At 67.1% G+C, this 24,871-nt stretch carries 26 protein-coding genes; 9 read left to right on the forward strand and 17 right to left on the reverse strand.

All coding sequences use genetic code 11. The features are described 5' to 3' along the window. Position 1 precedes the first annotated feature (1 nt). A complete protein-coding gene (locus RDCOP1_RS13270) occupies positions 2-2,134 on the reverse strand; it encodes an MMPL family transporter (protein WP_084722602.1) in 2,133 nt (710 codons plus the stop codon). A gap of 46 nt (positions 2,135-2,180) precedes the next feature. Here RDCOP1_RS13270 and RDCOP1_RS13275 point away from each other — a divergent pair, with 46 nt between their 5' ends. After that, a complete protein-coding gene (locus RDCOP1_RS13275) occupies positions 2,181-2,690 on the forward strand; it encodes a MarR family winged helix-turn-helix transcriptional regulator (RefSeq protein ID WP_072701224.1) in 510 nt (169 codons plus the stop codon). Between the two features lie 21 nt (positions 2,691-2,711). After that, positions 2,712-3,521 (forward strand): putative protein N(5)-glutamine methyltransferase, encoded by an 810-nt coding sequence (locus RDCOP1_RS13280; protein WP_084722603.1) that lies wholly within the window; start codon positions 2,712-2,714, stop codon positions 3,519-3,521. 7 nt (positions 3,522-3,528) lie between these two features. Here RDCOP1_RS13280 and RDCOP1_RS13285 read toward each other — a convergent pair whose 3' ends face one another. The 3 genes from RDCOP1_RS13285 to RDCOP1_RS13295 all read right to left on the reverse strand — a co-directional run bounded on the left by RDCOP1_RS13285 (position 3,529) and on the right by RDCOP1_RS13295 (position 5,683). Further along, positions 3,529-4,314 carry an anti-sigma factor gene (locus tag RDCOP1_RS13285; RefSeq protein ID WP_072701226.1) on the reverse strand — a complete coding sequence of 262 codons (786 nt, stop codon included), beginning with the start codon at positions 4,312-4,314 and terminating at the stop codon, positions 3,529-3,531. Then, positions 4,304-4,879, reverse strand: coding sequence for a sigma-70 family RNA polymerase sigma factor (locus RDCOP1_RS13290; RefSeq protein ID WP_072701228.1), 576 nt, complete (start codon positions 4,877-4,879; stop codon positions 4,304-4,306). The genes RDCOP1_RS13285 and RDCOP1_RS13290 overlap by 11 nt, the downstream gene beginning before the upstream one ends. Before the next feature lie 171 nt (positions 4,880-5,050). Further along, positions 5,051-5,683, reverse strand: coding sequence for an alpha/beta hydrolase (locus RDCOP1_RS13295; protein WP_072701230.1), 633 nt, complete (start codon positions 5,681-5,683; stop codon positions 5,051-5,053). Positions 5,684-5,842: 159 nt separating this feature from the next. Between RDCOP1_RS13295 and RDCOP1_RS13300 the strand changes: the two genes are divergently transcribed. Both RDCOP1_RS13300 and RDCOP1_RS13305 read left to right on the forward strand, forming a co-directional pair. Further along, the gene (locus RDCOP1_RS13300) at positions 5,843-6,511 is read left to right on the forward strand and encodes a fasciclin domain-containing protein (RefSeq protein ID WP_072701232.1); all 669 of its coding nucleotides are present in this window, start codon (positions 5,843-5,845) and stop codon (positions 6,509-6,511) included. A gap of 39 nt (positions 6,512-6,550) precedes the next feature. Further along, positions 6,551-7,141 (forward strand): lipocalin family protein, encoded by a 591-nt coding sequence (locus RDCOP1_RS13305; RefSeq protein WP_072701234.1) that lies wholly within the window; start codon positions 6,551-6,553, stop codon positions 7,139-7,141. Positions 7,142-7,227: 86 nt separating this feature from the next. Here RDCOP1_RS13305 and RDCOP1_RS13310 read toward each other — a convergent pair whose 3' ends face one another. From RDCOP1_RS13310 to RDCOP1_RS13320, 3 genes are all read right to left on the reverse strand, one after another. Next, complete coding sequence (locus RDCOP1_RS13310) at positions 7,228-8,700, reverse strand: SDR family oxidoreductase (protein WP_072701236.1); 1,473 nt, start codon at positions 8,698-8,700, stop codon at positions 7,228-7,230. Positions 8,701-8,708: 8 nt separating this feature from the next. Next, positions 8,709-10,091 carry a TIGR01777 family oxidoreductase gene (locus RDCOP1_RS13315; RefSeq protein ID WP_072701238.1) on the reverse strand — a complete coding sequence of 461 codons (1,383 nt, stop codon included), beginning with the start codon at positions 10,089-10,091 and terminating at the stop codon, positions 8,709-8,711. A gap of 241 nt (positions 10,092-10,332) precedes the next feature. Next, complete coding sequence (locus RDCOP1_RS13320; protein WP_072701240.1) at positions 10,333-11,718, reverse strand: cryptochrome/photolyase family protein; 1,386 nt, start codon at positions 11,716-11,718, stop codon at positions 10,333-10,335. Positions 11,719-11,746: 28 nt separating this feature from the next. Here RDCOP1_RS13320 and RDCOP1_RS13325 point away from each other — a divergent pair, with 28 nt between their 5' ends. Further along, entirely contained in the window at positions 11,747-11,971 is a 225-nt protein-coding gene (locus RDCOP1_RS13325) for an RNA-binding S4 domain-containing protein (RefSeq protein ID WP_072701494.1), read from the forward strand. Positions 11,972-11,988: 17 nt separating this feature from the next. Here RDCOP1_RS13325 and rraA read toward each other — a convergent pair whose 3' ends face one another. Beyond that, positions 11,989-12,483 carry a ribonuclease E activity regulator RraA gene (gene rraA, locus RDCOP1_RS13330; RefSeq protein ID WP_072701496.1) on the reverse strand — a complete coding sequence of 165 codons (495 nt, stop codon included), beginning with the start codon at positions 12,481-12,483 and terminating at the stop codon, positions 11,989-11,991. A gap of 170 nt (positions 12,484-12,653) precedes the next feature. On the opposite strand from rraA, the gene RDCOP1_RS13335 reads away from it, so the two are divergent. Then, positions 12,654-13,403 carry a FadR/GntR family transcriptional regulator gene (locus tag RDCOP1_RS13335; RefSeq protein ID WP_072701242.1) on the forward strand — a complete coding sequence of 250 codons (750 nt, stop codon included), beginning with the start codon at positions 12,654-12,656 and terminating at the stop codon, positions 13,401-13,403. A gap of 30 nt (positions 13,404-13,433) precedes the next feature. Here the strand turns inward: RDCOP1_RS13335 and RDCOP1_RS13340 are convergent, their stop codons facing one another. Beyond that, a complete protein-coding gene (locus tag RDCOP1_RS13340) occupies positions 13,434-13,814 on the reverse strand; it encodes a DUF5313 family protein (RefSeq protein WP_072701244.1) in 381 nt (126 codons plus the stop codon). Positions 13,815-13,831: 17 nt separating this feature from the next. Continuing rightward, positions 13,832-15,673: an AMP-dependent synthetase/ligase gene (locus tag RDCOP1_RS13345; RefSeq protein ID WP_072701498.1), complete on the reverse strand. Its 1,842-nt coding sequence runs from the start codon at positions 15,671-15,673 to the stop codon at positions 13,832-13,834. Between the two features lie 151 nt (positions 15,674-15,824). Here RDCOP1_RS13345 and RDCOP1_RS13350 point away from each other — a divergent pair, with 151 nt between their 5' ends. Continuing rightward, positions 15,825-17,378 carry a succinic semialdehyde dehydrogenase gene (locus RDCOP1_RS13350; protein ID WP_072701246.1) on the forward strand — a complete coding sequence of 518 codons (1,554 nt, stop codon included), beginning with the start codon at positions 15,825-15,827 and terminating at the stop codon, positions 17,376-17,378. On the opposite strand, the gene RDCOP1_RS13355 is transcribed toward RDCOP1_RS13350, so the two are convergent. The 3 genes from RDCOP1_RS13355 to RDCOP1_RS13365 form a co-directional block, all read right to left on the reverse strand. Next, positions 17,347-18,918, reverse strand: coding sequence for an MDR family MFS transporter (locus RDCOP1_RS13355; protein ID WP_072701248.1), 1,572 nt, complete (start codon positions 18,916-18,918; stop codon positions 17,347-17,349). The genes RDCOP1_RS13350 and RDCOP1_RS13355 overlap by 32 nt on opposite strands. Further along, on the reverse strand, positions 18,915-19,580 hold the full coding sequence (locus tag RDCOP1_RS13360) for a TetR/AcrR family transcriptional regulator (RefSeq protein WP_084722604.1): 666 nt from the start codon (positions 19,578-19,580) through the stop codon (positions 18,915-18,917). The genes RDCOP1_RS13355 and RDCOP1_RS13360 overlap by 4 nt, the downstream gene beginning before the upstream one ends. Positions 19,581-19,660: 80 nt before the next feature. Then, complete coding sequence (locus RDCOP1_RS13365; RefSeq protein ID WP_072701250.1) at positions 19,661-20,431, reverse strand: DUF427 domain-containing protein; 771 nt, start codon at positions 20,429-20,431, stop codon at positions 19,661-19,663. Between the two features lie 61 nt (positions 20,432-20,492). Between RDCOP1_RS13365 and RDCOP1_RS13370 the strand changes: the two genes are divergently transcribed. Beyond that, a complete protein-coding gene (locus RDCOP1_RS13370; RefSeq protein WP_072701251.1) occupies positions 20,493-21,248 on the forward strand; it encodes an ABC transporter permease in 756 nt (251 codons plus the stop codon). A gap of 88 nt (positions 21,249-21,336) precedes the next feature. Then, entirely contained in the window at positions 21,337-21,987 is a 651-nt protein-coding gene (locus RDCOP1_RS13375) for a UdgX family uracil-DNA binding protein (protein WP_072701252.1), read from the forward strand. 38 nt (positions 21,988-22,025) lie between these two features. Here the strand turns inward: RDCOP1_RS13375 and RDCOP1_RS13380 are convergent, their stop codons facing one another. The 4 genes from RDCOP1_RS13380 to RDCOP1_RS13395 all read right to left on the reverse strand — a co-directional run bounded on the left by RDCOP1_RS13380 (position 22,026) and on the right by RDCOP1_RS13395 (position 24,817). Further along, complete coding sequence (locus RDCOP1_RS13380; RefSeq protein WP_072701253.1) at positions 22,026-22,967, reverse strand: CopD family protein; 942 nt, start codon at positions 22,965-22,967, stop codon at positions 22,026-22,028. 4 nt (positions 22,968-22,971) lie between these two features. Further along, positions 22,972-23,553 (reverse strand): copper resistance CopC family protein, encoded by a 582-nt coding sequence (locus RDCOP1_RS13385; protein ID WP_072701500.1) that lies wholly within the window; start codon positions 23,551-23,553, stop codon positions 22,972-22,974. A 90-nt stretch (positions 23,554-23,643) separates the two neighbouring features. Next, positions 23,644-24,126: a hypothetical protein gene (locus tag RDCOP1_RS13390; protein WP_072701254.1), complete on the reverse strand. Its 483-nt coding sequence runs from the start codon at positions 24,124-24,126 to the stop codon at positions 23,644-23,646. 7 nt (positions 24,127-24,133) lie between these two features. After that, positions 24,134-24,817, reverse strand: a complete 684-nt coding sequence (locus RDCOP1_RS13395; protein ID WP_072701255.1) for a DUF6474 family protein — start codon at positions 24,815-24,817, stop codon at positions 24,134-24,136. Between the last annotated feature and the right edge of the window lie 54 nt (positions 24,818-24,871).

Below are 24,871 nucleotides of genomic sequence, written 5' to 3' on the forward strand. Positions count from 1 at the left end.
CCTATCGGATTCGGCTGGTATCGGGTGCGGGTGTCACCCCGGGCGTGTCGGCCTCGGTGTCGGTGTTTTCGTTCGCCTCGTGCTTGGACAGCGCACTCGGCCACCAGATCTTCTTGCCGAGGTCGATGGACAGTGCGGGCACGAGGAGTGCTCGCACCAGCAGGGCGTCGAGCAATACGCCGAATGCGACGATGAACGCCAACTGCGCGAGGAACAGCAACGGAATCACTGCGAGTGCCGAGAACGTCGCGGCCAGAACGACTCCCGCGGAAGTAATGACGCCGCCGGTGACCGTCAGGCCGCGCAACACGCCCTGCCGGGTGCCGACCTTCTTCGTCTCCTCTCTTACCCGGGTCATCAGGAAGATGTTGTAGTCGATGCCCAGCGCGACGAGGAACACGAAGCCGAACAACGGCACAACCGGATCCGCACCGGGGAAACCGAATACGTGGTTGAACAACAGCGAGGAGACGCCGAGTGTCGCTGCGAACGACAGGATGACCGTGAGCATCAGCAGGATCGGTACGACGAGGGCGCGCAACAGCACGATGAGCACGAGCAGCACCACGAGCGTCACCACCGGAATGATGAGGGTGCGGTCGCGAGTCGCGGTGTCCTTGGTGTCCAGATCGACCGCCGTGGGACCACCGACGAGTGCTTCGGCGCCCTCTACGGCGTGCGTCGCCTCACGGATCCGTTCGACGGTCTGCTCTGCGGCGAGCGAGTCGGCCGGATCCGACAGGGTGGCCTGCACCGCGACGAGTCCGTCGATGACGACAGGCGCGTTGTCGGGACCGGTGACGGGGCGGGCTTCGGTGACACCCTCGACGCCGGCGGTAGCGTCGACGACCGCGTCCAGCGAGTCTTCGCGCGCGACGATGGTCGTGGGCGAGCCGGTTCCGGCGTCGAAGTGCTCGCCGAGGACTTCCTGGCCGGACTTCGAATCGGTCTGCAGAAGGAACACGTCGGACGATGCGACTCCGCTGGCCTTGAACTGGGGTGCGAACAGGGCGAAGGCCACGAGTACGAGCGTGCACACGATCCAGATGGGGCGGGGCTTGGATCCCACCCATTGTGCGACACGGCCCCAGAAGCGGTGACCGCTCTCGATGTCGCTGTGGTCGATGCCGGGTTCGTACTTCGGCCGGGTGGGCCAGAAGGCAACCCGGCCGAGCAACACGAGAGCGGCGGGCAGGAAGGTGACGGAGGCGAGGAACGAGGCGGCGATGCCGATCGCCGCGACCGGGCCGAGACCGCGATTGGAGTTCAGATCCGAAAGCAGAAGGCACAGCACACCGAGGATGACGGTGCCCGCCGACGCGGCGATCGGCTCGATCGCGCCTCGAAGCGCACTCCGCATGGCCGTGTATTTGTCCTGTTCCATCCGCAGTTCTTCGCGGTAGCGGGAGACGAGCAGCAGCGCGTAGTCCGTCGCGGCGCCGAACACCAGGATGAACATGATGCCCTGGCTCTGCCCGTTGAGCGCGATGATGTCGGCGTCCGCGAGCAGGTAGACGACCAGGCTCGCGAGGGCGAGCGCGAAGACCGCCGAAATGATGACGACGAACGGCAGGATGGGACTCCGGTAGACCACCACGAGGATGACCAGGACGACGCCACCTGCGACGAGCAACAGCAGACCGTCGATACCCGCGAAGGCCGACGACAGGTCGGCGGCCTGGCCGGCCGGGCCTGTCACATGGACGGTGAGTCCTTCCGGAGCGTTCTCGAAGGCTCCGCGGAGTTCCTCGACCGCGTCCCCGACCTCACCCGAGGCGTCGATCGGGACGATCATCTGGACCGCGTCGCCGTCCTCGGACGGGATCGGCGGCGGACCGGCCGATTCGGTGGCGATGAACTCGATGTCCTGCGGGGTGATCCCTCCGTCGCGTTCGGCCACCACGATCGCCGGGATGAAGTCGCTGCTGCTGAACTGTGCGTACAGTTCGTCGGCCTGGGTGGACTCGGCGGAGGCCGGGAGGAACGAGCTCGCGTCGGTGGACGCGACCTCGCTGAGCTTGCCGGCGAACGGCCCGCCTCCACCTGCGGCTACGAGCCACGCTATGAGGAGGAGCGCGGGCAGCAGCCACCTCCAACGACCGGTCTTGCGTGGTGGTGCGGTTGCAGTGCTCAAGATTCCTCCTGGCGTGAACGAATAATCGAATACTAAATTATTCAGCGTGCTGAACGATGGAGGACCCGACGATCTGGGGGCATGGCCCACCGGACGGTTGCTCTCGACCGCCGCCCGGCTCGTCGAGCGCGCGTGGGAACAGCGGCTTCGCAGGCGGGGACTCACCCATGCCGGCGTGATCGCTTTGCATTCGATTGCGGCACAACCGATGTCGCAGCGAGAAATGGCGCGGGCGTGTCGTGTGACAGATCAGACGATGAGCCGCACCGTCGATCATCTCGTGCGCGGCGGATTCGCCACCCGCTCGGTCGATCCGGAGGACGAGCGCCGAATGCGCGTCCGGATCACCGACTCCGGAGCGACCGAATACCGGCGTGTCCTCGAACTCGAGCGGGACGGTCTCGCCGGCGACGACGCTGGATCGCCGGTTCCGGTCTCCGACCCCGAAACGCTGCGCCGACTTCTCATCGAAATCGTCCTCGCGCACCGGGACATGTCGCCTCACGTGAGCGGGAGTACCCACGACGGCCACGGGCCACCCCCGGAAACGGGTTGACGCCGCGCGATAGGGTTGACCATGGCTTTCGCGCAGCCGGATCGACCTCGGGCGCACCTGCCCGAGCCCGTACCGTCGCCCGCCGTCGTCACGGCGCTGCGTCGCGGCGTATGCGTCTTCGCGGAGGAAGAAGCGCTCCTGCTCACCGAAGCCGCAGACTCCGAGCGGGAGCTGGACGTTCTCGTCGCGAGACGGATCGCGGGGGAGCCTCTCGAGCATCTCCTCGGATGGGTGCAGTTCTGCGACATGCGCATCGCGGTGACGCCCGGCGTGTTCGTCCCGCGGCGTCGTACGGAGTTCCTGACCGGATGCGCCGCCCGGTCGGCGCCCGCGAATCCGGTGGTCGTGGACGTGTGCTGCGGGTGCGGTGCGGTAGCGACGGTGCTCGCCGCGACGCTCGACGGGGCCGAGGTGTACGCGACGGACATCGATCCCGTCGCCGTACGATGCGCGCGGCTCAACCTGCCGCCCGATCGGGTCTTCGAGGGTGATCTGTTCGAGGCGCTGCCCGATTCGTTGCGCGGCCGTGTCGACGTGCTGGTCGCGAACGCCCCGTACGTGCCGTCGGCCGCGATCGGGTCGATGCCGCGCGAGGCACGGTGCTCCGAACCGCGCGTCGCGCTGGACGGCGGTGAGGACGGACTCGACATCCACCGCCGTCTCGCTGCCGAGGCGGATCGATGGCTCGGTCCCGGAGGACATCTGCTGATCGAGACTGCAGCGAGTCAGGCGCCTGTCGCGGAAAAGATGCTGGCGCACGCCGGCTTCCGCGCGCGAACACGATTCTCGGACGAGTCCGACGCCACGGTCGTCGTCGGTGACCGTCGGTGACATGTCGTCAGCCCAGTGGCAGTTCGGCGAATATCGACGTCGGCGCGGTAGATCCACCTGCGGGTTCCACGCTGAATCCGAGGGCCGTGGCACCGGAGATGTCCTCCAGCAGCGCGGTGGTCGACGGGGCCACATCGGCCGGGGACATCGTGCCCGCGGACTGCGGACCCTCCGGCCCCATCAGCCACATCTGATAGACGGTCCCGTCTGCAGGCGGCGCCACGTTGTTCATCACGAGCACGCCGGCGTCGGCTTCCTTGGAGAAGACGACCGTTACCGCGCCGCCTCCCTCGAGGACGCCGGTGGTGGTGCGCACATCGTCTGCCGCGAGCACCTGCTCGGCGAGCGGGCGGTCCGTCGTCTGCGACCACTGGTTCGCGACGACGACACCGCCGAGCGCGACGACGACGGCCACCGCCGCGGCGAGCAGGAAGTTCCGTCGCCTGCTCTGCCGGCGACGTTCGTCGAGCGAGACGACGTCGGACGAACCCTCGACCGGTCGCTCCGCGTTCACCTGGACGCCGGGTTCCGGGGCACGGCCCGTGGACGTCTCCGCGGCGACCAGATCGAGCAACCGGCTCCGGAGTCCGGCCGGCGGCTCGGTTGCGGTCGCGGCGGACATCGCGGCGAGAGTCTCCCGGATATCGCGTACGTCGGCGGCGAAACGGGCCGCAGTTTCGGGCGTGGCGTCGTCCAACTGTGCGGAAACCTCGTCCCGCTCATCGGGCGCGACCGCATCGAGAGCGATCACGGGCGCCATCTCGAGCAGATCACGTTCGTCTTCAAGCGCCATCAGAAGTCACCCCCAAACAGGTCTTCAGTCGGAGTAGTCCGTCGCGGATGCGCGACTTGACGGTCGGTAGAGTCGATGAAAGTTCTTCTGCGACTTCTCGATATGTGTATCCGCCGTAATACGCGAGTTCGACGGATTTGCGCTGGAGGTCGGTGAGCGAGCCCAGACAGTCCGTCACACGCCGGCGATCGTCGCGCTGGGTGACCTCTTCGCTCACGGAGTCGAAAGCCGAATCTACGCTCGACGAGCCGTATCGAGACTCACGGTCGGCGCCGGACTGTTCGCTGCGCACCCGATCGACCGCCCGCCGGTGCGCGAGCGTGATGATCCACGACAAAGCCGATCCCTGGCTCTCGTCGAAGCTTCCGGCCGACCGCCACACCTGGAGGTAGACCTCCTGCGTCGTCTCCTCGCTGTAACCGGGATCGCGAAGAACTCGCAGCACCATGCCGAAAACGCGGGCACGAGTGGCGTCGTAGAGTTCGGCGAACGCGTCCTGGTCCTGCGCGGCTACACGCGTGAGCAGCGCCCCCAGAGTGTCGGTGTCCCTACCGACGCCGGTCATCGGCTCAGTCCGCTCATCGATGGAAAGCCTAGCCGGACGAAACCGGCGGCTCAAGACATCCGTGTACAGCACCACGGCCACCTCCGTGAATTACAGGGACTACGGAGCACGGATTCGACGGTCTCGCCGACGGCCGTGTCGCCGCACGACGAGGGAAGGAATCGTCGCAGATCAGGAAGCATGATCGTCTCCGGGCCAGGTCGACGGTTCGGTGGCGAGGGTGCACACCAGGAAGTCGACGGTCGTGGTCGCCCACCAGCCGGGGTCGGTGAGCATGAAATGTCCGCCTCCGGGCAGCGGACGCCAGCGTGCCTTCACACCGCGGTCGCGGGCGGCCATCGCCTGGCTCTGCGCTGCCCGCGGATCGGTCGCGTGGTCTTCGGTGCCGTGGGCGACCAGCAGATGCCGGCCGGCGGGTACCTGCTCCGCATCGTTCTCCGGCCACCACGGCGCGAGCGCGACGACGGATTCCACACCGTCCTGCGACGCGAGGTGCGCCGCTACCCGTCCACCCATCGAATGGCCCACGAGCCCGATCCGGGTCTGTCCTCGCCGGGCCGCGCGGTCGAGCGCCTCGAGCGCGTCGCGGACAGGACTCATATGGGTCCCGTTCCACCCGCGGTAGCGGTAGTGCACCTGCTCCACGCTGATGTGATGCGGGCGAAGGCGTGAGGCCAGCGTGCGCGTGAACGCGGACATCCGAAGCTGCGGTAGATGCCACGGACGCGCCGGTTCGGTACCGACGGGCAGGCCACCCGGCAACACCAGCACGTGGGCTCGCGAGAGGCCCGGAGGAATCTCCATGACCGTTGTTCGTTGCAGCCCGCAACATGGATGGGTCCGATGTGTCGGATGAAAAACTCCACGCACCGACCCATCCGCCTTCACACTGGTACCGAATGACCCCTGACACATCGATCGGCGTGGTCGTCCAGGCCACGGCTTACGAAGGGAATTTCAGTCATGAAGATTGCTACACGTAAGAGCCTGGCGATCATCGGAATCGGTGCGATGTCCGCCTTCGGTGTCGCGGCCTGTTCGTCCGACGATTCCGGCTCTTCGTCGGACACCTCGGCAGCAACCACGACGACCAGTTCTGCAATGGAGACCACGGAAAGCACCTCGGCTCAGGCCGCGGCAGCGGGTCCTGTCGGTCCCGGTTGCGCCGCGTACGTCGAGGCGAACCCGACCGGTCCCGCGTCCGTCGAAGAACTGTCGACGCAGACGATCACCGAGGCCGCGGGCAACGTGCCGGTCCTTACCACGCTGACGCAGGCGGTCTCCGGTCAGCTCAACCCCGACGTCAACCTTGTCGAAACGCTGGACGGCGGCGAATACACCGTCTTCGCACCGGTCGACGATGCCTTCGCCGCACTCGACCCCGCGACGATCGAAACGCTGAAGACCGACTCGGGAATGCTGACGGACATCCTCACCTACCACGTGGTTCCGGGTGAGCTCACCATCGATGACGTGGCGGGTACCCAGACCACGGTCGAGGGCGGGACCGTCGAGGTCACCGGCTCCGGCGATATGTGGACGGTCAACGGCGCCAACGTCATCTGTGGCGGTATCGAGACCGAGAACGGCGTCGTCTACCTCATCGACGGTGTCCTGACTCCGCCGCAGTAGGCACCACCCTCCGACACGTCTAGGGAAGGTCAGGTTTCGATGCGGAAAATCCGCAACGGCGTTCGGGGACTCGCGGCGGCGTTCATCGCCGCCGCGGGTGCGTTCGCTTTCGCAGCACCGGCGCAGGCTGCTCCGCTCACGCCCGTTCCACAACTGGACGTGAACAGGTATGTCGGCCAGTGGTATCAGCTCGCTGCCAATCCGGCACCGTTCAACATCGACTGCGTACGTGACACCACGGCGAACTACACGTTGCTCGACGAACGCAATGTCCGGGTCGAGAACTCGTGCACCACGGTCACCGGTGAACGTCGCGGGATCGTCGGGAATGCCAGGGTCAACGACACCGCGCAACTCCATGTGTCGTTCCCCGGTGTGCCGTTCCAGGACTCGTTGGACGGACCGACGAACTACATCGTCACCTATCTGGCAGACGATTATTCGTGGGCCTTCGTCGGTGACTCGACACGCCTTTCGGGGTTCGTGCTGTCGCGGTCTCCGGTTGTCGATCCTGCTGCATGGCAGGAGATCCGGCGGGTCGTCGAGAACAGCGGGTACAACGCGTGCCTGATGCTGACCTCGCCGACGACCGAGGGGATGCAGGACATCAGGCCACTCTGCACCGTCTGATCCAGACCCATCTGCACCGTCTGATTCCGGTCGGGGAGGAGGAGGGCCCGCCGTACGGCGGGCCCTCCTTCCGTGCGTTTCGACGGTCAGGATTCCGAGCGCGACGCCTTGCCGGCGATGTTCTCGAGCATGCCGCGGAAGATTATGCCGTGGAACGGCAACAACGAGTACCAGTAGAGCCGTCCGGCGATCCCCCTGGGGAAGAAGATCGCTCGTTGCGTCAGTCGCGTCCGGTCGGCCGCGAGTCGCTCGATCCGCCACTCCAGCCACGCGCCACCCGGCGCTCGCATCTCGGCGCGCAACCGGAGCAGTTCGGGTCGCTCGATGCGTTCGACGCGCCAGAAGTCGAGTGCGTCGCCGGTGTGGAGCGTCCGCGGATCGCGGCGGCCCCGGTTCAATCCCACGCCGCCGGCGAACCGGTCGAGCCAGCCGCGCACGGTCCACGCGAGCGGGAAGGAATACCAGCCGTTTTCGCCGCCGATGCTCTCGACCACGGCGAACACCCGATCGGCCGACGTGTCCGACTCGGCCGAACGCTCGTCGATGTAGACCACCTCGCCTGCCCAATCGGGATCGGACGGCAACGCATCAGCCGGCGCGCCGACGGGGGAGGCGCTCGACCAGGTGGTTTCGACCTCGCCGTGTTCGAGACGGTTCAGGGCGAGACGTACGGCATCCCGGTAACCGGTGAGTCCCTCCGGCGGGGGAGGGATCACGTCGTCGATGTCGTGGTTGCGCATCACCGCGTCCGATCCCAGCGATTCGATGAGCGCTCTGCCGAGCCCGGGCGGGATCGGGGTGACGAGCCCGATCCACAGGCCCGCGAGCCGCGGCGTCAGTACGGGCAGCACGACGATACGACGCCTGGCCAGACCCGCGACCTCCGAATACACCTGCATCATCTCGCCGTAGCGCAGCACGTCGGGCCCGCCGATGTCGTAGGCACCGCTGCGGGCGAGGGGGGCGTCGGCGGCGGCGACGAGATAGTGCAGGACGTCGCGGACCGCGATCGGCTGGATCCGGTTGTTCACCCAGCGCGGTGTGGTCATCACCGGAAGCCGGTTGCTCAGGTGCCGGATCATCTCGAACGAGGCCGAGCCCGAACCGATCACGACGCCGGCCTGGAGAACCAGAGTGGGAACGCCCGATTCGAGAAGAATCCGTCCGACCTGCGCGCGAGAACTCAGATGTGGTGACAGTCGGCCCGATTCGGGGTGCAGCCCTCCGAGGTAGACCAGACGCGACACTCCGGACTCCCGTGCCACGGTCGCCACGTTCTCCGCCGCCCGCCGTTCCGCTTCGACGAATTCGTCCCGGCCGCCCATCGAATGGACCAGGTAGTAGAGGACGTCGACGTCCTTGCATGCCGTGCGGAGCGACTCGATGTCGGTGAGATCGCCACGCACGATCTCCACATCGTCTGCCCACGGCACGTCCCGGAGCTTGTCCGGGCTGCGTGCGAGCACCCGGACCTGGTATCCGGCGTCGAGAAGGCGTGGCGTGAGCCGCCCGCCGATGTATCCGGTCGCACCGGTGACGAGGACGCGTCCGCCGGTCATATCGGCCGTCACTTCCCGTTCACGATATGGCCTAGCTGATGCCGCAGCGACGCCTCGAGATCTGGCCGGCGGAAGCGGTGCCCGGCGTCGAGGAGTGCCTTGGGTACGACGAATTGGCTCGCTTCGGCGATTTCGCGGGCACCTTCGTCGCCGAGGAGCATCCGTGGCCCGAAGCCGGGCACGGACAGCAGCGCGGGGCGGTGGAGCATGCTCGCGAGAACACGGGTGTACTCGTCGTTGCGAACCGGGTGCGGCGCCACCGCATTCACCGGACCGGAAAGGGACGGATCGGTCAGCGCGCGATGGTAGACGTCGACCAGATCGTCGATGTCGATCCACGACAGCCACTGCCGCCCGTTCCCCAGCTTCCCGCCGAGACCGGCGGCGAAGAGCGGTCGCATCAGTTGGAGAGTGCCGCCTCGCGGTGTCTGGACGATTCCGGTCCGGACCTGCACGACCCGGATTCCGCCCTTCTCGGCGGGCTGCGTCGCCGCTTCCCAGTCCGCGACGACACCGGCGAGGAAACCCGCACCGCGCGACGAACCTTCGTCGAGTGCGGCGTCACCGCGATCGTAGCCGTAGAGACCGATGGCGGAGGCGCACACGAAACTCGCGGGGCCGTTGCTGGTGCCTGCCGCGAGTTCGGCGAGCCGCCAGGTCGGTGCGACCCTGCTGTCGCGGATCGCCGCTTTGTGAGCTTCGGTGAACCGGCCGGCGATCGAGGCACCTGCGAGATGGACGACCGCATCGACCCCTTCGAGAAGGTCTGGGGCGGGATCCATCGGATCCCAGTATCTTTCCTGGTCCAGTTGCTTTTCGCGGGGGTCGTCGACGGGGTGCCGGACGAGGCGCACCACCCGGTAGCCGCCGGTGCTCAGGAATGCGGTGAGGGCGCTGCCCACGAGGCCGTGGGCGCCGGTCACCGCGACCGTACGGGGACAGACCCCGTCGGTGTGGGCCCGGCGATGGCTCGCGAGGTCGTCGGCGAGCTGGCGGTGCCGGTACCGAAATGTCTGGGTGAGTGCGCGTTCCGGGATCGGGGTGTCCACCCGATCGGTGACGCGGGTGCGGAATTCGTCTACTACGTCGAACAGGTGCTCGTGCCGCCACGAACGAATCAGGTTGGGCGGCAGAGACGTCAGCCCGTCGTGCCCGAGGGCGTCGGCGAATCGGGCGGGCGGATCGTACGAATCGGGCTGGTGGTCGGAGACCCAGCGCAGACCGCCTGGAAGGCGGAGGACGGCGCGTCCGTCAGCGAGCGAATCGGCTTCCGACTCCACGCTCATCGGTTGCCACGGCGGGATCAGCCGGTGGATCGCGCCGGGGCGAGTGTGCCACGCGAACACCTCGTCGCGAGGGGCGTCGACGATACTGCTGTACTCGATGCCCATTGTTCCTCCAAACGGTGTCGTTCCCGCGCGCGGTGTCCGCCGTTGTGGCGCCGCGATTGTCGGGATCCGGTGTGCGGCGCCGGCACTCCCGGCGCCGCATTCCGGTCAGGCAGGAAGCACGCTGAGGAGGAGCATGTATCCCTCGACCAGCGGGGTGTGGATGGCCATGAATGCAGCTTCGACGAATTCTCGCACCACGGTGTCTCTCCTTATCCTCGGAGGCGGACGGTCCGCCCGTTTCTCATTCGGAGCCACCCGACCGGCGGATGGGTCGATTCGTCGTCCGAATTCGCCCGTACCGTTCGAGTGCTGTTCGGCGTTCGTGAGCGTGGTCCACCACCGGCGCGGGATATCCCGTGGGTGGACCGTCCGGCAGCGTATGCACCCGTCTGCCCACGACACTCCGGAGTTCGGGTACCCAGCGACGGACGTAATCACCCTTCGGATCGAATTTTTCGCCTTGTGTAGTGGGATTGAAGATCCGGAAGTACGGTGCCGCATCCGTACCGCTCCCCGCGGTCCACTGCCAGTTGTGCTGATTCGAGGCGAGATCTCCGTCCGCGAGATACCTCATGAAGTGCCGGGCGCCGCGCCACCACGGAATATGCAGATCCTTGGTAAGGAACGACGCGACGATCATTCGCACCCGGTTGGGGACGAAGCCTTCCTCCAGGAGTTGGCGCATACCGGCGTCGACGATCGGAAACCCGGTCCGCCCTTCGCACCACGCGGTGAAAAGCGCGTCGGCGTCGGGACCGGTGTCGTATTCGATTGCGTCGAACGTCCGGTTGTAGTTCTTGCGCGCGGTGTCGGGGCGGTGGTGCAGGACGTCGGCGTAGAAGTCGCGCCAGGCGAGTTCGCTGCGGAACGTGGCTGCCCCGTCTCCCCTGTGGTCGCGCAGGTCGTGGAGCAGTGTGCGGGGATGAATGCACCCGAACTTCAGGTGCGCCGACAGCCGGCTTGTGCCGTCGAGGGCGGGCCGGTCCCGGTCGGTCGCATAACGCCCGAGGCCGTCGGCGACGAACTCTCGCCAGCGAGCGAGCGCGGCCCGCTCACCCGCGGGCGGAAGCGTGACGTCTTCGGGTTCGGGAATCGGCACGCGGGACTTCACACCTGCCGAATCGAGCCATTCCACCGTTTCCGCGCCGGTGTGAGCGGGAGGACGTGTGCCGTGATCGAACCAGGCGCGCCGGTACGCGGAGAACACCTTGTAGGGCGTGCCGTCGGCCTTCACGATGCGGCCCGGCGAGACCGCGTACGGCGAGCCGCTTGCCACCAGTGGCACATCTCCGAGTGCCTCGGCCACCCGCGCATCGCGCTGCCTGCCGTACGGGCCGAAGTCCTCGCTGACGTGCACCTCGGACGCGTCGAACTCGCGGGCCACCGCCGGCACCGCGTCCGCGGGATCGCCTCGTACGACGACAAGACGCCCGGACAAGTCGTCGTCGAGGGCGTGGAGGCAACGCATCAGGTACGAGCGCCGACGCGGCCCGGCGGGGCGGAGCAGAGCATCGTCGAGGACGAACAACGCCACACCCCGAGGAGCGGTGGCTGCGGCGGAGAGCAGGGCGGGAAGGTCGCGTAGCCGGAGGTCGCGGCGGAACCAGACGATGGCGGGACGGCTCATCAAACAAGTGTGCGGGACAATGGTCGGCATGTCCGATGTCTTCGATGTACCGATCCGTGACGAGTCGATCAGACTCGGCCAGTTCCTCAAGCTGTCGAGCCTGATCGAGTCGGGTGCCGAGGCGAAGGAGGTCATCGCCGACGGTCTGGTGTCGGTGAACGGCGAGGTCGACGTGCGACGTGGCCGTCAACTGCACGTCGGCGATGTGGTGGAGATCGGCGGGGCGAGCGCGCGGGTCGCGCGCGACGCCTGACGATCGCCCCGGCGTCGTCAGTTCTCGGCGCGCACGACCACGCCGTCGTGGTCGCTGTAGACGATCTCGCCGGGGTTGAAGGTCACGCCACCGATCTCGACCGGCACGTTCTTCTCGCCGGATCCGGTCTGGGTGCTCTTGCGGGGGTTGGTGCCGAGCGCCTTGACCCCGATGTCGAGGGTGCGCAGGATCGCGGAGTCGCGGACGGCGCCGTTGACGATGACCCCGGCCCACCCGTTGTCGACCCCTCGGCCGGCGATGATGTCGCCGACGAGCGCCGTATGGATGCTCGCGCCACCGTCGACGACGAGCACTCCGCCGTTTCCGGGCTCGGACAGCGTCTGCTTGACGAGCAGGTTGTCCTGGAAGCACCGGATGGTGGTGACGGGTCCGGCGAACTCGGCGCGCCCGCCGAACTGGATGAACTGCGTGTCGCAGCTACGGATGTCCGGGCCGATCTCGTCGGCGAGGTCGGCGGTTGCGGTGAATTCGTGTGCAGTGGCTTCGCTCATGTGGTGAGGATAATTGGACGCCTCGCGCCCCGTCCGGAGAGCATGCGTCGCGGCGATCGAAACAGGTGGATGATTGATCTCTTCGGAGAGGCAATTCGGTAGATCCTTGTATCCTTCACGCAGGTTCACGTTCGCCGGTGAACGCAGCTACGGGAGTACAGGACGGGGACATGCCACTCGACGGACGTTCGACGATTGTGCGTGTGCCCAAAGCCGGTGAATTGATCGCGGCGAATCTGCGCCGCCAGATCATCACCGGCGAACTCGAGGCCGGGGAACCTCTCCCCAACGAGGCCGCGCTCATGGAGCGTTTCGGGGTGTCGCGTCCCACGTTGCGGGAAGCGTTCAGGATCCTCGAGTCGGAGGGCATCATCACCGTTCTGCGCGGTGCCCACGGCGGGGCCCGCGTCCAGGCGCCGGACAGGTCGACTGCCGCCCGTTACGCCGGTCTGTTACTGCAGTACCGCGGCGTTCCGCTCGCCGATGTCTACCGCGCGCGCACCGAAATCGAAGTCGCGGCGGTGGGATTGATCGCGGCCGACCCGGCGGGGAAGATCGACCGTCTCGCCGGCGTCGTCGAAAAGGCGGAGGCCGTATTCGACGACCCGCACGCCTTCGCGAAGGCGAACACCGAGGTGCACCGCACGGTCATGGAACTCGGCGGCAACGAGACGCTGCAAACCCTCGCCGGGATGCTCCTCGACATCATGGACGCGCACGCGGCCCTGTACATCTCTTCGCGCACCGAGCCCGACCGGCCAGGAGCGGCCACCGCACTGCGCGCGAGCCGAAAGCTCGTCGGATTGCTACGCAAGGGCGAACCGGGTGCGGCACAAGTTTTCTGGCGCCGCCACCTCGACAGCGTCGAAAAGTTCATGACGGGCAACAGCGAGACCACACTCGTCGAGGTCCTGTCCTGAGCCGGTGAACCGGACTCGGAGGACGAAGCCTCAGACCGCCCGGCCCATGCGACGCTCGTAGTCCTCGCGTTCCCGTGCTGCCCGGTCGCGGGCCTTCGCGCTCAGCAGTTCGGGGTCGATTCCGTGTTGCTGCAGGCGATGTTGTTGCCACACGGGCATGAGTGCAGCCGAGAAGTAGATCCACGGGAGGAACAACAGCAGCATCATCGCGAAGGGGATCCACACCGGACCGGGGATGAGCAAGAACAGCATCAGCGGCGGGATGGCCGGCAGATTCCACCGGAGAAGATAGCGGCGCGCGCCTCCGGGTCCGAGGATGTCGTCGCGTACCCACTCCCGCATCTCGGGCGGCAGCGTGCGGCCGACCATGTATCCGACACGCTGAAACAAATTAGGTCGTGCGCTACTCATATCGACAGCATAAGCCTTCAGTCGTAGAGACCCGCCAGGCTGTCCGAGAAGGTGTCCACCACCACCTTCCGGCGCAACTTCATGCTCGGCGTCAGGTCACCGGACTCCACCGACAGTTCGCGGTCGACGATCGTGAACTTCTTGACCTGCTCCCAGCGGTTGAGCTGAAGGTTCAGCTCATCGATGTACGTCGAGATGAGGCCGTTTGTCTTGCCGTCCTGCGAGATCTCGGCGAAACTCGCGTGCTCGAGACCGTTTCTTCCAGCCCACTCGGTGATCGTCTCCGGGTCCAGGCCCACCAGTGCGACGCAATACGGCCGGCCTTCGCCGTACACGACGAACTCCGCCGCGTACGGGCAGATTCCCTTGAACGTCGCGGCGGTCGCGGACGGAGCGACGTACTTGCCCTGCGACGTCTTGAAGATGTCCTTCTTGCGATCAGTGATCGTCAGGTACCCGTCGTCGAGGTTGCCGATGTCGCCGGTGCGGAACCAGCCGTCGTCGGTCAACGCTTCGGCGGTCGCATCGGGCCGGTTGTGATAGCCGGTCATGACGCCGGGACCTTTGATGAGCACCTCGCCGTCTGCGGCGATCGCGACCTCGGTGCCGGGAACCGGGCGGCCCACCGTGCCGATGCGGTTGGAGTGCGGCCGGTTGACGCACGACGCGGCCGCGGTTTCGGTGAGGCCGTATCCCTCGAGCACCGGAATGCCGATCGCGTCGAACCACTTCCCGATATTGGGGTTCAGGCGAGCGGAGCCCGAGATGAAGAACCGCAACCGGCCGCCGAACCGTTCGCGGACGGTGGAAAAGACCAGTCGATCGGCGAGAGGATGCATGAGCTTGTCGCGCCTGCCCGGCGTCGTACCGTCCCGACGTGCCTGTCCCACCCTCGATCCGACACCGACGGCCCAATCGAAGATCCTCTTCTTCGCCCCGCCCTCGTCCTCCATCATCGACTCGATTCGGGCATAAGCCTTTTCGAAGATCCGTGGCGCAGCGCCCATGAACGTGGGGTGCACGACCGCGAGGTTCTCGACGATCTTGTCGACGCGGCCGTCCACCACGGTGGGAAAACCGATCTGCAGCGGGAGCGTGAGCAGCACCTTCCCGAACACGTGGGAAAGCGGCAGCCACAGATACTGGAGATCGTCGGGACCGAGAATCCCGATGGCGTCGATCGCGGCGGCCTCGTACGTCCACGCGGAGTGGGGCAGCCGAACCCCCTTGGGCTTTCCCGTGGTGCCCGACGTGTAGATGAGCGTCGCGAGGTGGTCCGGGCGGATACTCGCCATGCGCTCGGACACCACATCCGGATTCTCGGCGAGCAACGCCCGTCCGAGGTCCTCGAGGTCGTCGTAGCCGATGATCCAGTCGCCGTCCCCGTGGCCGTCGACGACCACCACTTTGGAGACGTCGGGCAGTTCGTCCCGGTGCCGGATCAGCTTGTCGACCTGCGTGGTGTCCTCGGCGATCACGATGCGGCTTCCCGAATCCGCCACGATGAACGTGACATCCGGTGCCTTCGTCGTGGGGTAGACCGCGGTCGTGGCGGCACCGGCGCACATCACGGCGAGATCGGTGAGTACCCACTCGTATCGTGTCGCCGAGACGAGGGCGACCCGGTCCTCGGGTTCGATGCCGAGTGCGACGAGACCGGCCGCCAGCAGACGCACACGATCGCCGGTCTCTTTCCACGTGACCCCGATCCATTCGTCCGCACCCATCGGGAATCGGAACGCCTCCGCGTCGGGAGAGGAGGTGACGCGGTCGAGAAACAACCGGGCTACCGACGACGCCCGCTTCTCGATCTTGCCCCAATCGACCTTCTCATCGGATATGCCCTGTGATGTGGTCATATTCATCAGTCTAGGAAGCCGGGTCGGGAAACATGCCCGATTTCGGGGCACGCCTACAGCCTCGGCGCGAGGCCGGCGGTTGTGACAGGGACCACCGTGCAGGGGTACGTTTGGTGTAACTCCGAGAACTACTCACCGGTAGGGGTGTCTTATGCCTGCTCCGAGCGCTGCGACCTTCGCACGGCTCGCCGACCTGATCGCCATTCCCGACGCGGCAGACCGGCCCACCCGGCCCGTCGTCGAAGCGTTCACGGGACGGGAGATCGCGACTGTTCCCATCGGGACGGCCGACGATGCGAAGGCCGCGATCGCGCGTGCCCGCGTAGCGCAGACGGCATGGGCGCGGGTGCCCGTCGCCGAGCGCGCGGAGATCATCCTGCGTTATCGCGAACTGGTCTACGAGCGGCGCGCCCAGCTGATGGACATGGCGCAGGCGGAAACCGGCAAGTCCCGCACCTCCGCGCAGGAGGAAGTGCTCGACATCTCGATGACCGCGCGCCACTACGCGCGGGTCGCCCCGAAACTTCTCGAGCCCCGGCGCGCGACCGGCATGCTCCCCGGCCTGACGAAGACCACGGTGCTGCACCATCCGAAGGGTGTCATCGGCGTCATTGCGCCGTGGAACTACCCGATGACCCTTGCGGTGTCCGATGCGATTCCTGCGCTGCTCGCGGGCAACGCTGTGGTGCTCAAGCCCGACAGCCAGACGCCCTACTGCGCGCTCGCAGTCGCCGAACTGCTGTACGAGGCAGGCGTGCCACGCGACGTGTTCGCGGTGGTGCCCGGACCCGGATCGGTCGTGGGTACGGCGATCGTCGAGAACACCGATTACCTGATGTTCACGGGTTCGTCGCAGACGGGCCGGCTGCTGGCAGAACAGGCCGGCCGGCGCCTGATCGGGTTCTCCGCCGAACTCGGTGGCAAGAACCCGATGATCGTCACCGCGGGAGCGAACCTGCGCAAGGTCACCGACGCGGCAGTGCGCGCGTGCTACTCGAACTCCGGGCAGCTGTGCATCTCCATCGAGCGCATCTACGTCGAGAAGTCGATCGCGCCGGAGTTCCTGCGCATGTTCGGTGACCGGGTGCGCGCGATAACACTCGGACCGTCCTACGACTTCGACACCGAGATGGGCTGCCTCGTCAACGAAACCCAGGTCAAGACGGTTTCCGGCCACGTCGACGACGCGGTGGCCAAGGGTGCGACGCTGGTGGCAGGAGGAAAGGCCCGCCCGGACCTCGGTCCGCTGTTCTACGAACCGACCGTGCTCACCGACGTCCCCGAGGACGCCGACTGCTACCGCGACGAGACCTTCGGTCCCGTCGTGTCGGTGTATCCGGTGGACGACGTCGACGACGCGATCCGGCGTGCCAACGACACCGAGTACGGACTCAATGCCTCGGTCTGGGCGGCGTCCAAGGCGCAGGGCGAGGCGATCGCGGCGAAGGTCCGTGCCGGCACCGTCAACGTCGACGAGGGTTACGCACCCGCGTGGGGGAGCATGGATGCTCCGATGGGCGGCATGGGGATCTCCGGTGTGGGACGCCGGCACGGTGCCGAAGGCTTGCTGAAGTACACGGAGTCGCAGACCGTGGCCGTCACCCGGATCCTGAACCTCGACGGGCCGAGGGGTCTTCCGAGGCGGGTCTGGGCCAAGATGCTGCCCCCGCTCGTCAAAGCGATGGGCTGGCTGCCGGGTCGCTGACGGCCCGGTCCGCACGCCGCGTGATGGTCGTCGCGAGGGGCTTCTCGACGACGAAGCACAGCAGTATCGCCGCGACCATCGCCAGCGGGCTGATTACCAGGTAGATCGGCGTCAGAGCATCGTTGTAGGACTCGACGATCGGCTGTTTCACGGCGTCGGGCAACGCCTGCACGGCGGTGGGCGTGAGGGAATTGGCGCCTTCTCCCGAGAGCTGCCCTTCCGGGACGCGCTCGAGGAGAAGGACACTCAGCCGGCTCGCGAACACACTGCCGACCACCGCCGAGCCGAGAGTCGCGCCGATCTGCCGGAAGTAGTTGTTGCCCGCCGTCGCGGTACCGACCTCTTCCACCGGGAACGAGTTCTGCACAACGAGCACCATGATCTGCATGGAAGCGCCCAGCCCGATTCCGAGTACTGCGAGGAAGCAGCAGAGCACCCAGATCGGGGTGTCGACGGTGAGCAGGGACAGCAACAGCATCGCCGCCGAGACCAGCACGGAGCCGACGATGGGGGTCACCTTGTACCGTCCCGTCCGGCTCACCAGGCGACCCGTCAGAGTCGACGTGAACAGCATCGCACCCATCATCGAGAACATCAGCAGGCCCGCGACCGTCGCGCTGCGGCCCGCGACCATCTGCAGGTAGGTCGGCATGTAGGCCGCGACGCCGAACAGCGCGACGCTGTTGAGGAGTCCGGCGAGCGTGGTGACGTCGAAGTTGCGGTCCCGGAACAGATGCAGCGGCAGGATGGGTTCCGGTACCCGGCTCTCGATGAACAGGAACAGAACCGCGGTGGCGAGAGTTGCCGCGATGAGACCGAGCAGCACCGGAGAAGTCCACGGATACCTGGACCCGCCCCACGTAGCGACGAGCACGAGAAGCGTCGTGGCGAGCGACAGTACGGTCATCCCGGCGACGTCGATGCGGGGACGCGAACTGCGACCGGACGGCAACCGGAGGAACAAGGCCACCGCGATGAGGGCGAGAATGCCGAGCGGGAGGTTGATGTAGAACACCCACCGCCATCCCGGTCCCTCGGTGAACCACCCGCCGAGCAGGGGGCCGCCGACAGAGGACACCGCGAAGACACTGCTCATGATGCCCAGGTATTTGCCGCGTTGCCGCGCCGGAATGACGTCGGCGACAGTGGCCTGCGACAACACCATGAGCCCGCCACCGCCTGCGCCCTGGACTGCGCGGCCGACGATCAGCCACGTGATGTCTCCGGCGAACGCGCTGATCGTCGAACCCACCAAGAAGATCGCCAGGGCCGTCATCAGAAGTGGCTTGCGGCCGAACAGATCTCCGAGTTTTCCGTAGATCGGCATCGTGACGGTGGACGCGAGGATGTATGCCGTGACGATCCACAGCATCTTGTCGACCCCGTGGAGTTCACCGACGATGGTGGGAAGCGCGGGGTTGAGGACCGTCTGGTTGAGCGAAGCGACGAGCATGGTCGCCATCAGTCCGGCGAAGATGAAAGTTATCGTCCGGCGGTCGAATTCGATGCCGTTTCGCGACGGTGCGGTGTCGGCTCTCATGGGCGCGTGACCTCCCTGAACAGCGCGCAGGTGCGACGCAGGATCGAATCGGCGTCGCCTCCCGTGCCGCCCTGGAGGTCGAGCACGGGTCGCATTGCGGTGCGCATCACGGCACCCGCGACCGTCACGATCAGAAGCGCGGTCTCCTCGACGGTGTGCCGTTCGTGCCCGGCAAGGGGGATGTCCTGAACCTGTGACTCGGCGAGCCGGGCGGTGACGAGATCGGCGACGAGGGCCTCCACGGCATCGATGTGCTGGAGCCGGCGGCGCGACAGTTCGGGATGGCGATCGAGCAGCGCGACGTAGTCGCTGTAGGTGATGAGCCGGTGGACCGAGGTGCGGAACACGGCGAGCAGCAAGAACGCGACCTTCTCGACGAGGTCGTCGCCCGCCTCGATGTGGAAGCTGTCCGCGATCTCGTCGTGGATCACCGGTGACTGCTGGCCGAGGACGGCGTCTTCCTTGGACTTGAAATAGTTGAAGAAGGTGCGTGGGGAGATCTCGGCCTGCTCGGCCACGGCTTCCACGGTGACGTCTGCGAGGCGGTCGTGCAGCGCCGCGGCTTCGGCTGCGGCGAGATGGATCGCAGCCCAGGTACGTGCTCGCTTGCGCTCGCGATGGGAGCCTTTCGCTTCCACGGCCCGAGGCCCCACTGCAGTCATGAAGATTTACATTAGTGCAAATATTCTCGGATGCAATCCAAGCTCTCTCCCAATAAGAACGTTATTACCGAAGGTCCGGTTCAGTCCTCGACGGTGATGTCCGCCGCGTCGTCGTAGAAGCACAGGTAGCCCTCGATGTCCGCGACGGCGGCGAACGGTTCGGGATACGACCACGCGACGTTCTCCGCCCGAGGCTGTCCGACGAACGACCAGTACCGGGCGGTCCCCTTGTAGGGGCAACTCGTTCGCCGGTCGGACTCCTCGAGGACCGAGAAGTCGACGTCGCCGGGCGGCAGGTAGTAGCGGGTCGGCAGGCCCGTCTCGAAGACGAGCACCGGGTTGCGCGTGTCACCGACGGTGGTACCGCCGATCTCGACACGCACGTGGCGTCCGCTGCGCAGGGCATCGACCCGATGATGCGGATCGCGTGGATGAGTGAACACTTCGGATTCCTCCTCGAACCAGCGTTCGCCCTCGTCGACCTCGTCGCCCGGTCCGGTCTCGCCGTGGCGGAACCACTGGAACACCAGACGATCGTCGAGGCCCTCGACATCGAGTTGATAGACCGCCGCGTACGCACGACGGTCACCGACCGTCACGTCGTACCACTGCCACACGTCCGGTCGACTACGACTCGGGGACAGCGACGCCGCGATCAGATCGAGACGGACGTCGTCGCGGGGAAACGCGTAGAACGGCACCGGCTTCCCCGGCGCCCAGACCAGCAATGCGCGTTCGCTGTCGACGATCGTCCGGTCGAACCATTGCCCCCGGATCCTGCGTTCGGTGGGCTCGTAGAGGTAGTCGTCGGACCCGGGTTCCTGACGGCGGACAGCGGTCTTGCGTGCCATACTTCGACCGTATCGCGCATGGCGCCCCTCCGGCATGCCCGGGTCGATACGCTCATTCCCGATGATCGACGACCCCGAGGTGCTGCTCCGCACACTGATCGGTGTCATCGCGCTGGCCGCGGTGGCAACCTCGGTGTTGTGGCTGTTCGGGGTGCCGCACAAGTTCTCGTCCCTGTACGCCCTCGCGCGGGGTGGACTCCAGCTCGCCGTCATCAGCGTCGTGCTCACCGGAGTCATCACCGACGCGAGATGGGTCGGCGTCGTTCTCCTCGTCATGTTCTCGGTCGGAGGATGGACCGCAGCGCGCCGCGTCGGGAGCAGTGTGCGCATCGGCGCCATCGTCGCAGGATCCATGCTGCTGGGGGTCGGTGTCGCCCTCGTGGTGATCTTCGTCAGCGGCGCGGTGGAGGCCACGCCCCGCTACGCGCTGGCGTTGGGCGGAATCGTCATCGGCAACGCGATGACCGTCGCGAGTCTCGCGGGACGACGTTTCCATGAGATCGTCGCCGACCGATGGCTCGAAGTGGAGGGGTGGCTCGCGCTGGGCGCGACGATGCGACAGGCCACCGCCGAGCATGCGCGACTTGCGGTGCACGCGGCGATGATTCCGCCGACCGACCAGACCAAGACGACCGGCCTGGTGACCCTCCCGGGCGCCTTTGTCGGCGCGATCTTCGGGGGACTGTCACCCGTGGAGGCAGGACGATTCCAGGTGGTGGTGCTCGCCGCCATCATGGCGGCAGGATCGATCACCGCCGTTCTGGTCGCTGTCGGTCTGGGTCGCACCGTCGGACATCGACCGGTCGTGCCCGCCTGATGGGTCCGACCGGAAGACCGCACGTCGCACCCGCCTCCGGTGACGGTGGCGGTGGCGGGTCGGCAGAGGAAGGGGGTATTCCGTCGGCGTGGTGATTTATCCAGGTGCCGAGGAGTACCTTCCCGATACCCGCGACGTGCCCGCCCTCGCGGCGGCGGCACGCACTTGCCGCGGATGCGATCTGTACAAGGCGGCCGGCCGCACCGTCTTCGGTGCCGGGCCCGAGAGCGCGCGAATACTTCTCGTGGGTGAGCAACCCGGAGACCAGGAGGATCGAGCCGGGGAGCCGTTCGTCGGACCGGCAGGGTATCTGCTGGACAAGGCACTCGAGCAGGCCGGCATCGACCGCGAGTCGGTCTACACCACCAATGCCGTCAAGCACTTCCGCTTCGACCGCTCGGCGAACGGCCGACGCCGGATCCACAAGAGGCCGTCCGGTGGACAGATCGCGGCGTGCAGGCCCTGGCTGCTGGCAGAACTCGAAGCGATACGCCCCGAGGTCGTGGTGTGCCTGGGGGCAAGTGCGGCGCAGGCGCTCCTGGGCACCGGTTTCAAGCTCACCGAACATCGCGGCGAGGTACTGCGCCTGCCCGACGAATTCCGCGAGAACGGGGACCCGGCGGTGGTTGTCACCATCCATCCGTCGGCGGTTCTCCGCGCCCGCTCGGGCCGTGACGATGCCCTGCGGTCACTCGTCGGTGACCTGCGACGGGCTGCGGCATCGACCCGGGGAAAGTGACCTGAGTGAACCTGTGGGATGTGATCGGGGCGTACGGATCACGGTGCGGTGGCGAGGGCGGCGGCCAGTCCGAAGGCCACGGCGATGCCGCACACTTCCACGACCGCGTTGCGCAGCGACACGTCGGCGGTGGCGCGATGTGACGCAGCGGCCGGCACCCACGTGCGGCGCCAGGTCCACGCCACCACCAGTAGCGTCGCGAGTACAGCGGCCTTCGCCAGCACGATGCGGCCGTAACCCGTGCCGAACAGCGCGGTGAACGAGCCGAGCCGGACCGCGGCGTCGATGACGCCCGTCGCCGCGAGGACTGCCACACACCGCAGTGCGAGCGACGAGTAGCGCGGTAGAAGCTGCGCCCACGAGCCGCGTCTACGCACGAGGAGGGCCAGCGCGGCCAGGACCCCGAACCAGACGGCGGCAGCCAGGACATGCGCGGCATTGAGCAGGGAACCCAGCGTCTGCTGAGCCATGTGCCCGGTCGCGGGCCGCGCGATCAGCGCCAGCGCCGCGCAGACCAGTACCGGAGCGGTGGACCACGACGCCGACCGCCGGTACGCCACTACCGCGACGATGCAGCACGCGGCGACGCACAGCCAGGCGGCCGCTTCGACGCGCCCGGAACCGGCGGTCGCCACGTATTCGGCGAACAAGCCGGCGCGCAGGTCGCCCACCGGAACGGCGACTGCGGACGCGGCCTCCCGGACGAGCTGGACGGATTCGAGCGCGAGCCATGCTCCGCTCAGTGCCGCGATCGCGCGCCACACGTCGTCGGGTTCGATTCCGGGTCGGCGTTCACCGCGGATCATCGCGGCGAGGACCGCGATGCCGAGCACGGTCGATCCTGTGCCCACCGACAGCGCCCGAACCCAGCTGGACGCCTCCGGGGTCGCGAGCATCCAGCCGCATGCCACTCCGGCGACGGTGCCGGCGAGTACGCCGACGGCGGCACCGAGAAGCCACCGCCGGCGCACCGAGATCATCCGATCATGCCTTCGGCTTGCGAAGGGCGAAGCCCAGTCCGGCGGCGATCACGACCGCACCGGCGACGACGAACCACCACACCGCGGGTCCGCCCGTGTCGCTGTCGTCGGCCTCGGCGGTGTCGGCAGCCACTCCCGAGGCAGGTTCACCGGCGGTTCCGGTGCCTTCCTGGGTGAGGACGAAGGTGCGGGTGCCGCTGACGGGATGTCCGTCTGTGGAGGTCACCCGGAATGCGATCGTGTACTCGCCGGCGGGACCGAGGCCGTCCACTGCGATGCTCACCGTGGAGCCTTCGACGATCGGGTCGCCTTCGGACCACAGGTTGCCGTCCGGACCGACGACGGTGATGCTCGCGAACTGCTCCTGGATGGTCTCGTTGAACGTCACGCTGACCCGCTCGGGTGCCTGCGCGATCTGCTCGCCGTCCTCCGGCGAACTCGACAGCACGACGGAATGCGCCGCTGCGGGACCGGCCGCGAGCGACAGCGCGGCAACGAAGGTCGCCAGAAGTACGAGAAGGCGTTTCGTGAGCGCCGTCCCCGGAGCACGGCGCCGACCTGCGCGGACGCCGGAACTCGCGAGCATCGGAGCAGCGGTGTCGCCCGCGCCGGTGATGGCGCGGGTGAAAGAATTCTTCATAGGTAGAGCTTTCTCGAGAGGGAATACGGCCGGGCATTACCCCGTGACCGGTGGTCCCCTCCGGGAAATGGCCGGGGGAGCGCGGCCCCAGACCAGCGGTCCGGTGGTCCTCGTCGGAACGAGGGACGCCGGTACCCGCACACCCCCGAGCCGTAGCGTCACGGCGTGAATGGCGGTGCTGCACGCGCCGAAGAGCCGGGACGCGGCGACCATCAGCATCGCGCAACCGGCGACGGCGACGAGGTGTGCGACGAACATCGACCCCGACGTGTGCGGGTGGCCTTCCGTCAGCGCGGAGAGAACCGCGTGGGTGCCGAGCTGCCCGAGAGCGAGAAGTGCGACGGGCGGCAACGCCGGAACCTGCGCTCCCACGACCCCGACCCCCGCGGCCACGGCGATCAGCAGCGCGGAGGCGGGGCCGGAAGGCACCCCGCCTCCTGCCGTACCGTGCGCAGCCACCGCCAGCGCCGCGGTCGTGATGCCCGCGGTGCTGCCGAGAAGGGCCGGGTTCGTGTTCACTTCTGGATCAGCGGACCCCGAGCCGGGCGAGCAGATCGGCCTCGATGCCGTCGAGCTCGGACGAGATCGCGGCGTGAGCCGACTTGCGACGCGCACCGGGCATCTGTTCGGCCGCCTGCACCGCTGCGGTCAGGTCGGTGAGACGACCGCGGATCGCCGTCGCGAACTTCTGCGTCTCGGCATCCTTCTGATGCAGGGATTCGATCTTGGTGAGGGACTGCTCGGCTCCGGCGATGCGGGCACTGAGGCGCGCACCGTGTCCCGTGTACGTGCCGAGCGCGTCGATGGGTACACCGAGTTGCTGGGCGCGTCGCGCGTCGAGCTGACCGCGCAACGCCGTCACAGCCTGATAGACGATGGGCACGAGCACCGGCGCGAGCAGACGCGCGACCCCCAGGTACCGGCGCACCTTGGCGGCGTTCAGGCCCTGACTCTCCGCGGCCTTCTTCTGCGCCTTGAGCGTTGCAATCTGTTCCTTCTCGATCTTGGACTGCGAGTTCAGCAATTCCTGATCGAGCTTGACCTGCGACTTCGCGAGTTTCTTGCTCAGCTTCTGCTGTGCTTTCGCTGCCCGCCGGTCGTTCTTGAGCTGGTTCTTCGCCACCAGCTTCGCTTCGAGCTTGGCCCTGTGCTTGAGAGCTTTCGCTTCCGCCTTGCGAGTGGCGCGACGTTTCCGTGTGAACAACCCCATCGAACAGCACCCTCCATTCGGTACGACACGACGCTCCGGCGCCCCGCGTCAGCC

Source organism: Rhodococcus coprophilus NBRC 100603 (genome assembly GCF_001895045.1).
Classification (GTDB): Bacteria; Actinomycetota; Actinomycetes; order Mycobacteriales; family Mycobacteriaceae; genus Rhodococcus; species Rhodococcus coprophilus.

Coding starts and splice junctions, on each gene's coding strand:
- RDCOP1_RS13280 (WP_084722603.1), top strand. CDS start 2,712: ATGGCTTTCGCGCAGCCGGATCGACCTCGGGCGCACCTGCCCGAGCCC.
- RDCOP1_RS13285 (WP_072701226.1), bottom strand. CDS start 4,314: ATGGCGCTTGAAGACGAACGTGATCTGCTCGAGATGGCGCCCGTGATC.
- RDCOP1_RS13290 (WP_072701228.1), bottom strand. CDS start 4,879: ATGACCGGCGTCGGTAGGGACACCGACACTCTGGGGGCGCTGCTCACG.
- RDCOP1_RS13295 (WP_072701230.1), bottom strand. CDS start 5,683: ATGGAGATTCCTCCGGGCCTCTCGCGAGCCCACGTGCTGGTGTTGCCG.
- RDCOP1_RS13300 (WP_072701232.1), top strand. CDS start 5,843: ATGAAGATTGCTACACGTAAGAGCCTGGCGATCATCGGAATCGGTGCG.
- RDCOP1_RS13305 (WP_072701234.1), top strand. CDS start 6,551: ATGCGGAAAATCCGCAACGGCGTTCGGGGACTCGCGGCGGCGTTCATC.
- RDCOP1_RS13310 (WP_072701236.1), bottom strand. CDS start 8,700: ATGACCGGCGGACGCGTCCTCGTCACCGGTGCGACCGGATACATCGGC.
- RDCOP1_RS13315 (WP_072701238.1), bottom strand. CDS start 10,091: ATGGGCATCGAGTACAGCAGTATCGTCGACGCCCCTCGCGACGAGGTG.
- RDCOP1_RS13320 (WP_072701240.1), bottom strand. CDS start 11,718: ATGAGCCGTCCCGCCATCGTCTGGTTCCGCCGCGACCTCCGGCTACGC.
- RDCOP1_RS13325 (WP_072701494.1), top strand. CDS start 11,747: ATGTCCGATGTCTTCGATGTACCGATCCGTGACGAGTCGATCAGACTC.
- rraA (WP_072701496.1), bottom strand. CDS start 12,483: ATGAGCGAAGCCACTGCACACGAATTCACCGCAACCGCCGACCTCGCC.
- RDCOP1_RS13335 (WP_072701242.1), top strand. CDS start 12,654: ATGCCACTCGACGGACGTTCGACGATTGTGCGTGTGCCCAAAGCCGGT.
- RDCOP1_RS13340 (WP_072701244.1), bottom strand. CDS start 13,814: ATGAGTAGCGCACGACCTAATTTGTTTCAGCGTGTCGGATACATGGTC.
- RDCOP1_RS13345 (WP_072701498.1), bottom strand. CDS start 15,673: ATGACCACATCACAGGGCATATCCGATGAGAAGGTCGATTGGGGCAAG.
- RDCOP1_RS13350 (WP_072701246.1), top strand. CDS start 15,825: ATGCCTGCTCCGAGCGCTGCGACCTTCGCACGGCTCGCCGACCTGATC.
- RDCOP1_RS13355 (WP_072701248.1), bottom strand. CDS start 18,918: ATGAGAGCCGACACCGCACCGTCGCGAAACGGCATCGAATTCGACCGC.
- RDCOP1_RS13360 (WP_084722604.1), bottom strand. CDS start 19,580: ATGACTGCAGTGGGGCCTCGGGCCGTGGAAGCGAAAGGCTCCCATCGC.
- RDCOP1_RS13365 (WP_072701250.1), bottom strand. CDS start 20,431: ATGGCACGCAAGACCGCTGTCCGCCGTCAGGAACCCGGGTCCGACGAC.
- RDCOP1_RS13370 (WP_072701251.1), top strand. CDS start 20,493: ATGATCGACGACCCCGAGGTGCTGCTCCGCACACTGATCGGTGTCATC.
- RDCOP1_RS13380 (WP_072701253.1), bottom strand. CDS start 22,967: ATGATCTCGGTGCGCCGGCGGTGGCTTCTCGGTGCCGCCGTCGGCGTA.
- RDCOP1_RS13385 (WP_072701500.1), bottom strand. CDS start 23,553: ATGCTCGCGAGTTCCGGCGTCCGCGCAGGTCGGCGCCGTGCTCCGGGG.
- RDCOP1_RS13395 (WP_072701255.1), bottom strand. CDS start 24,817: ATGGGGTTGTTCACACGGAAACGTCGCGCCACTCGCAAGGCGGAAGCG.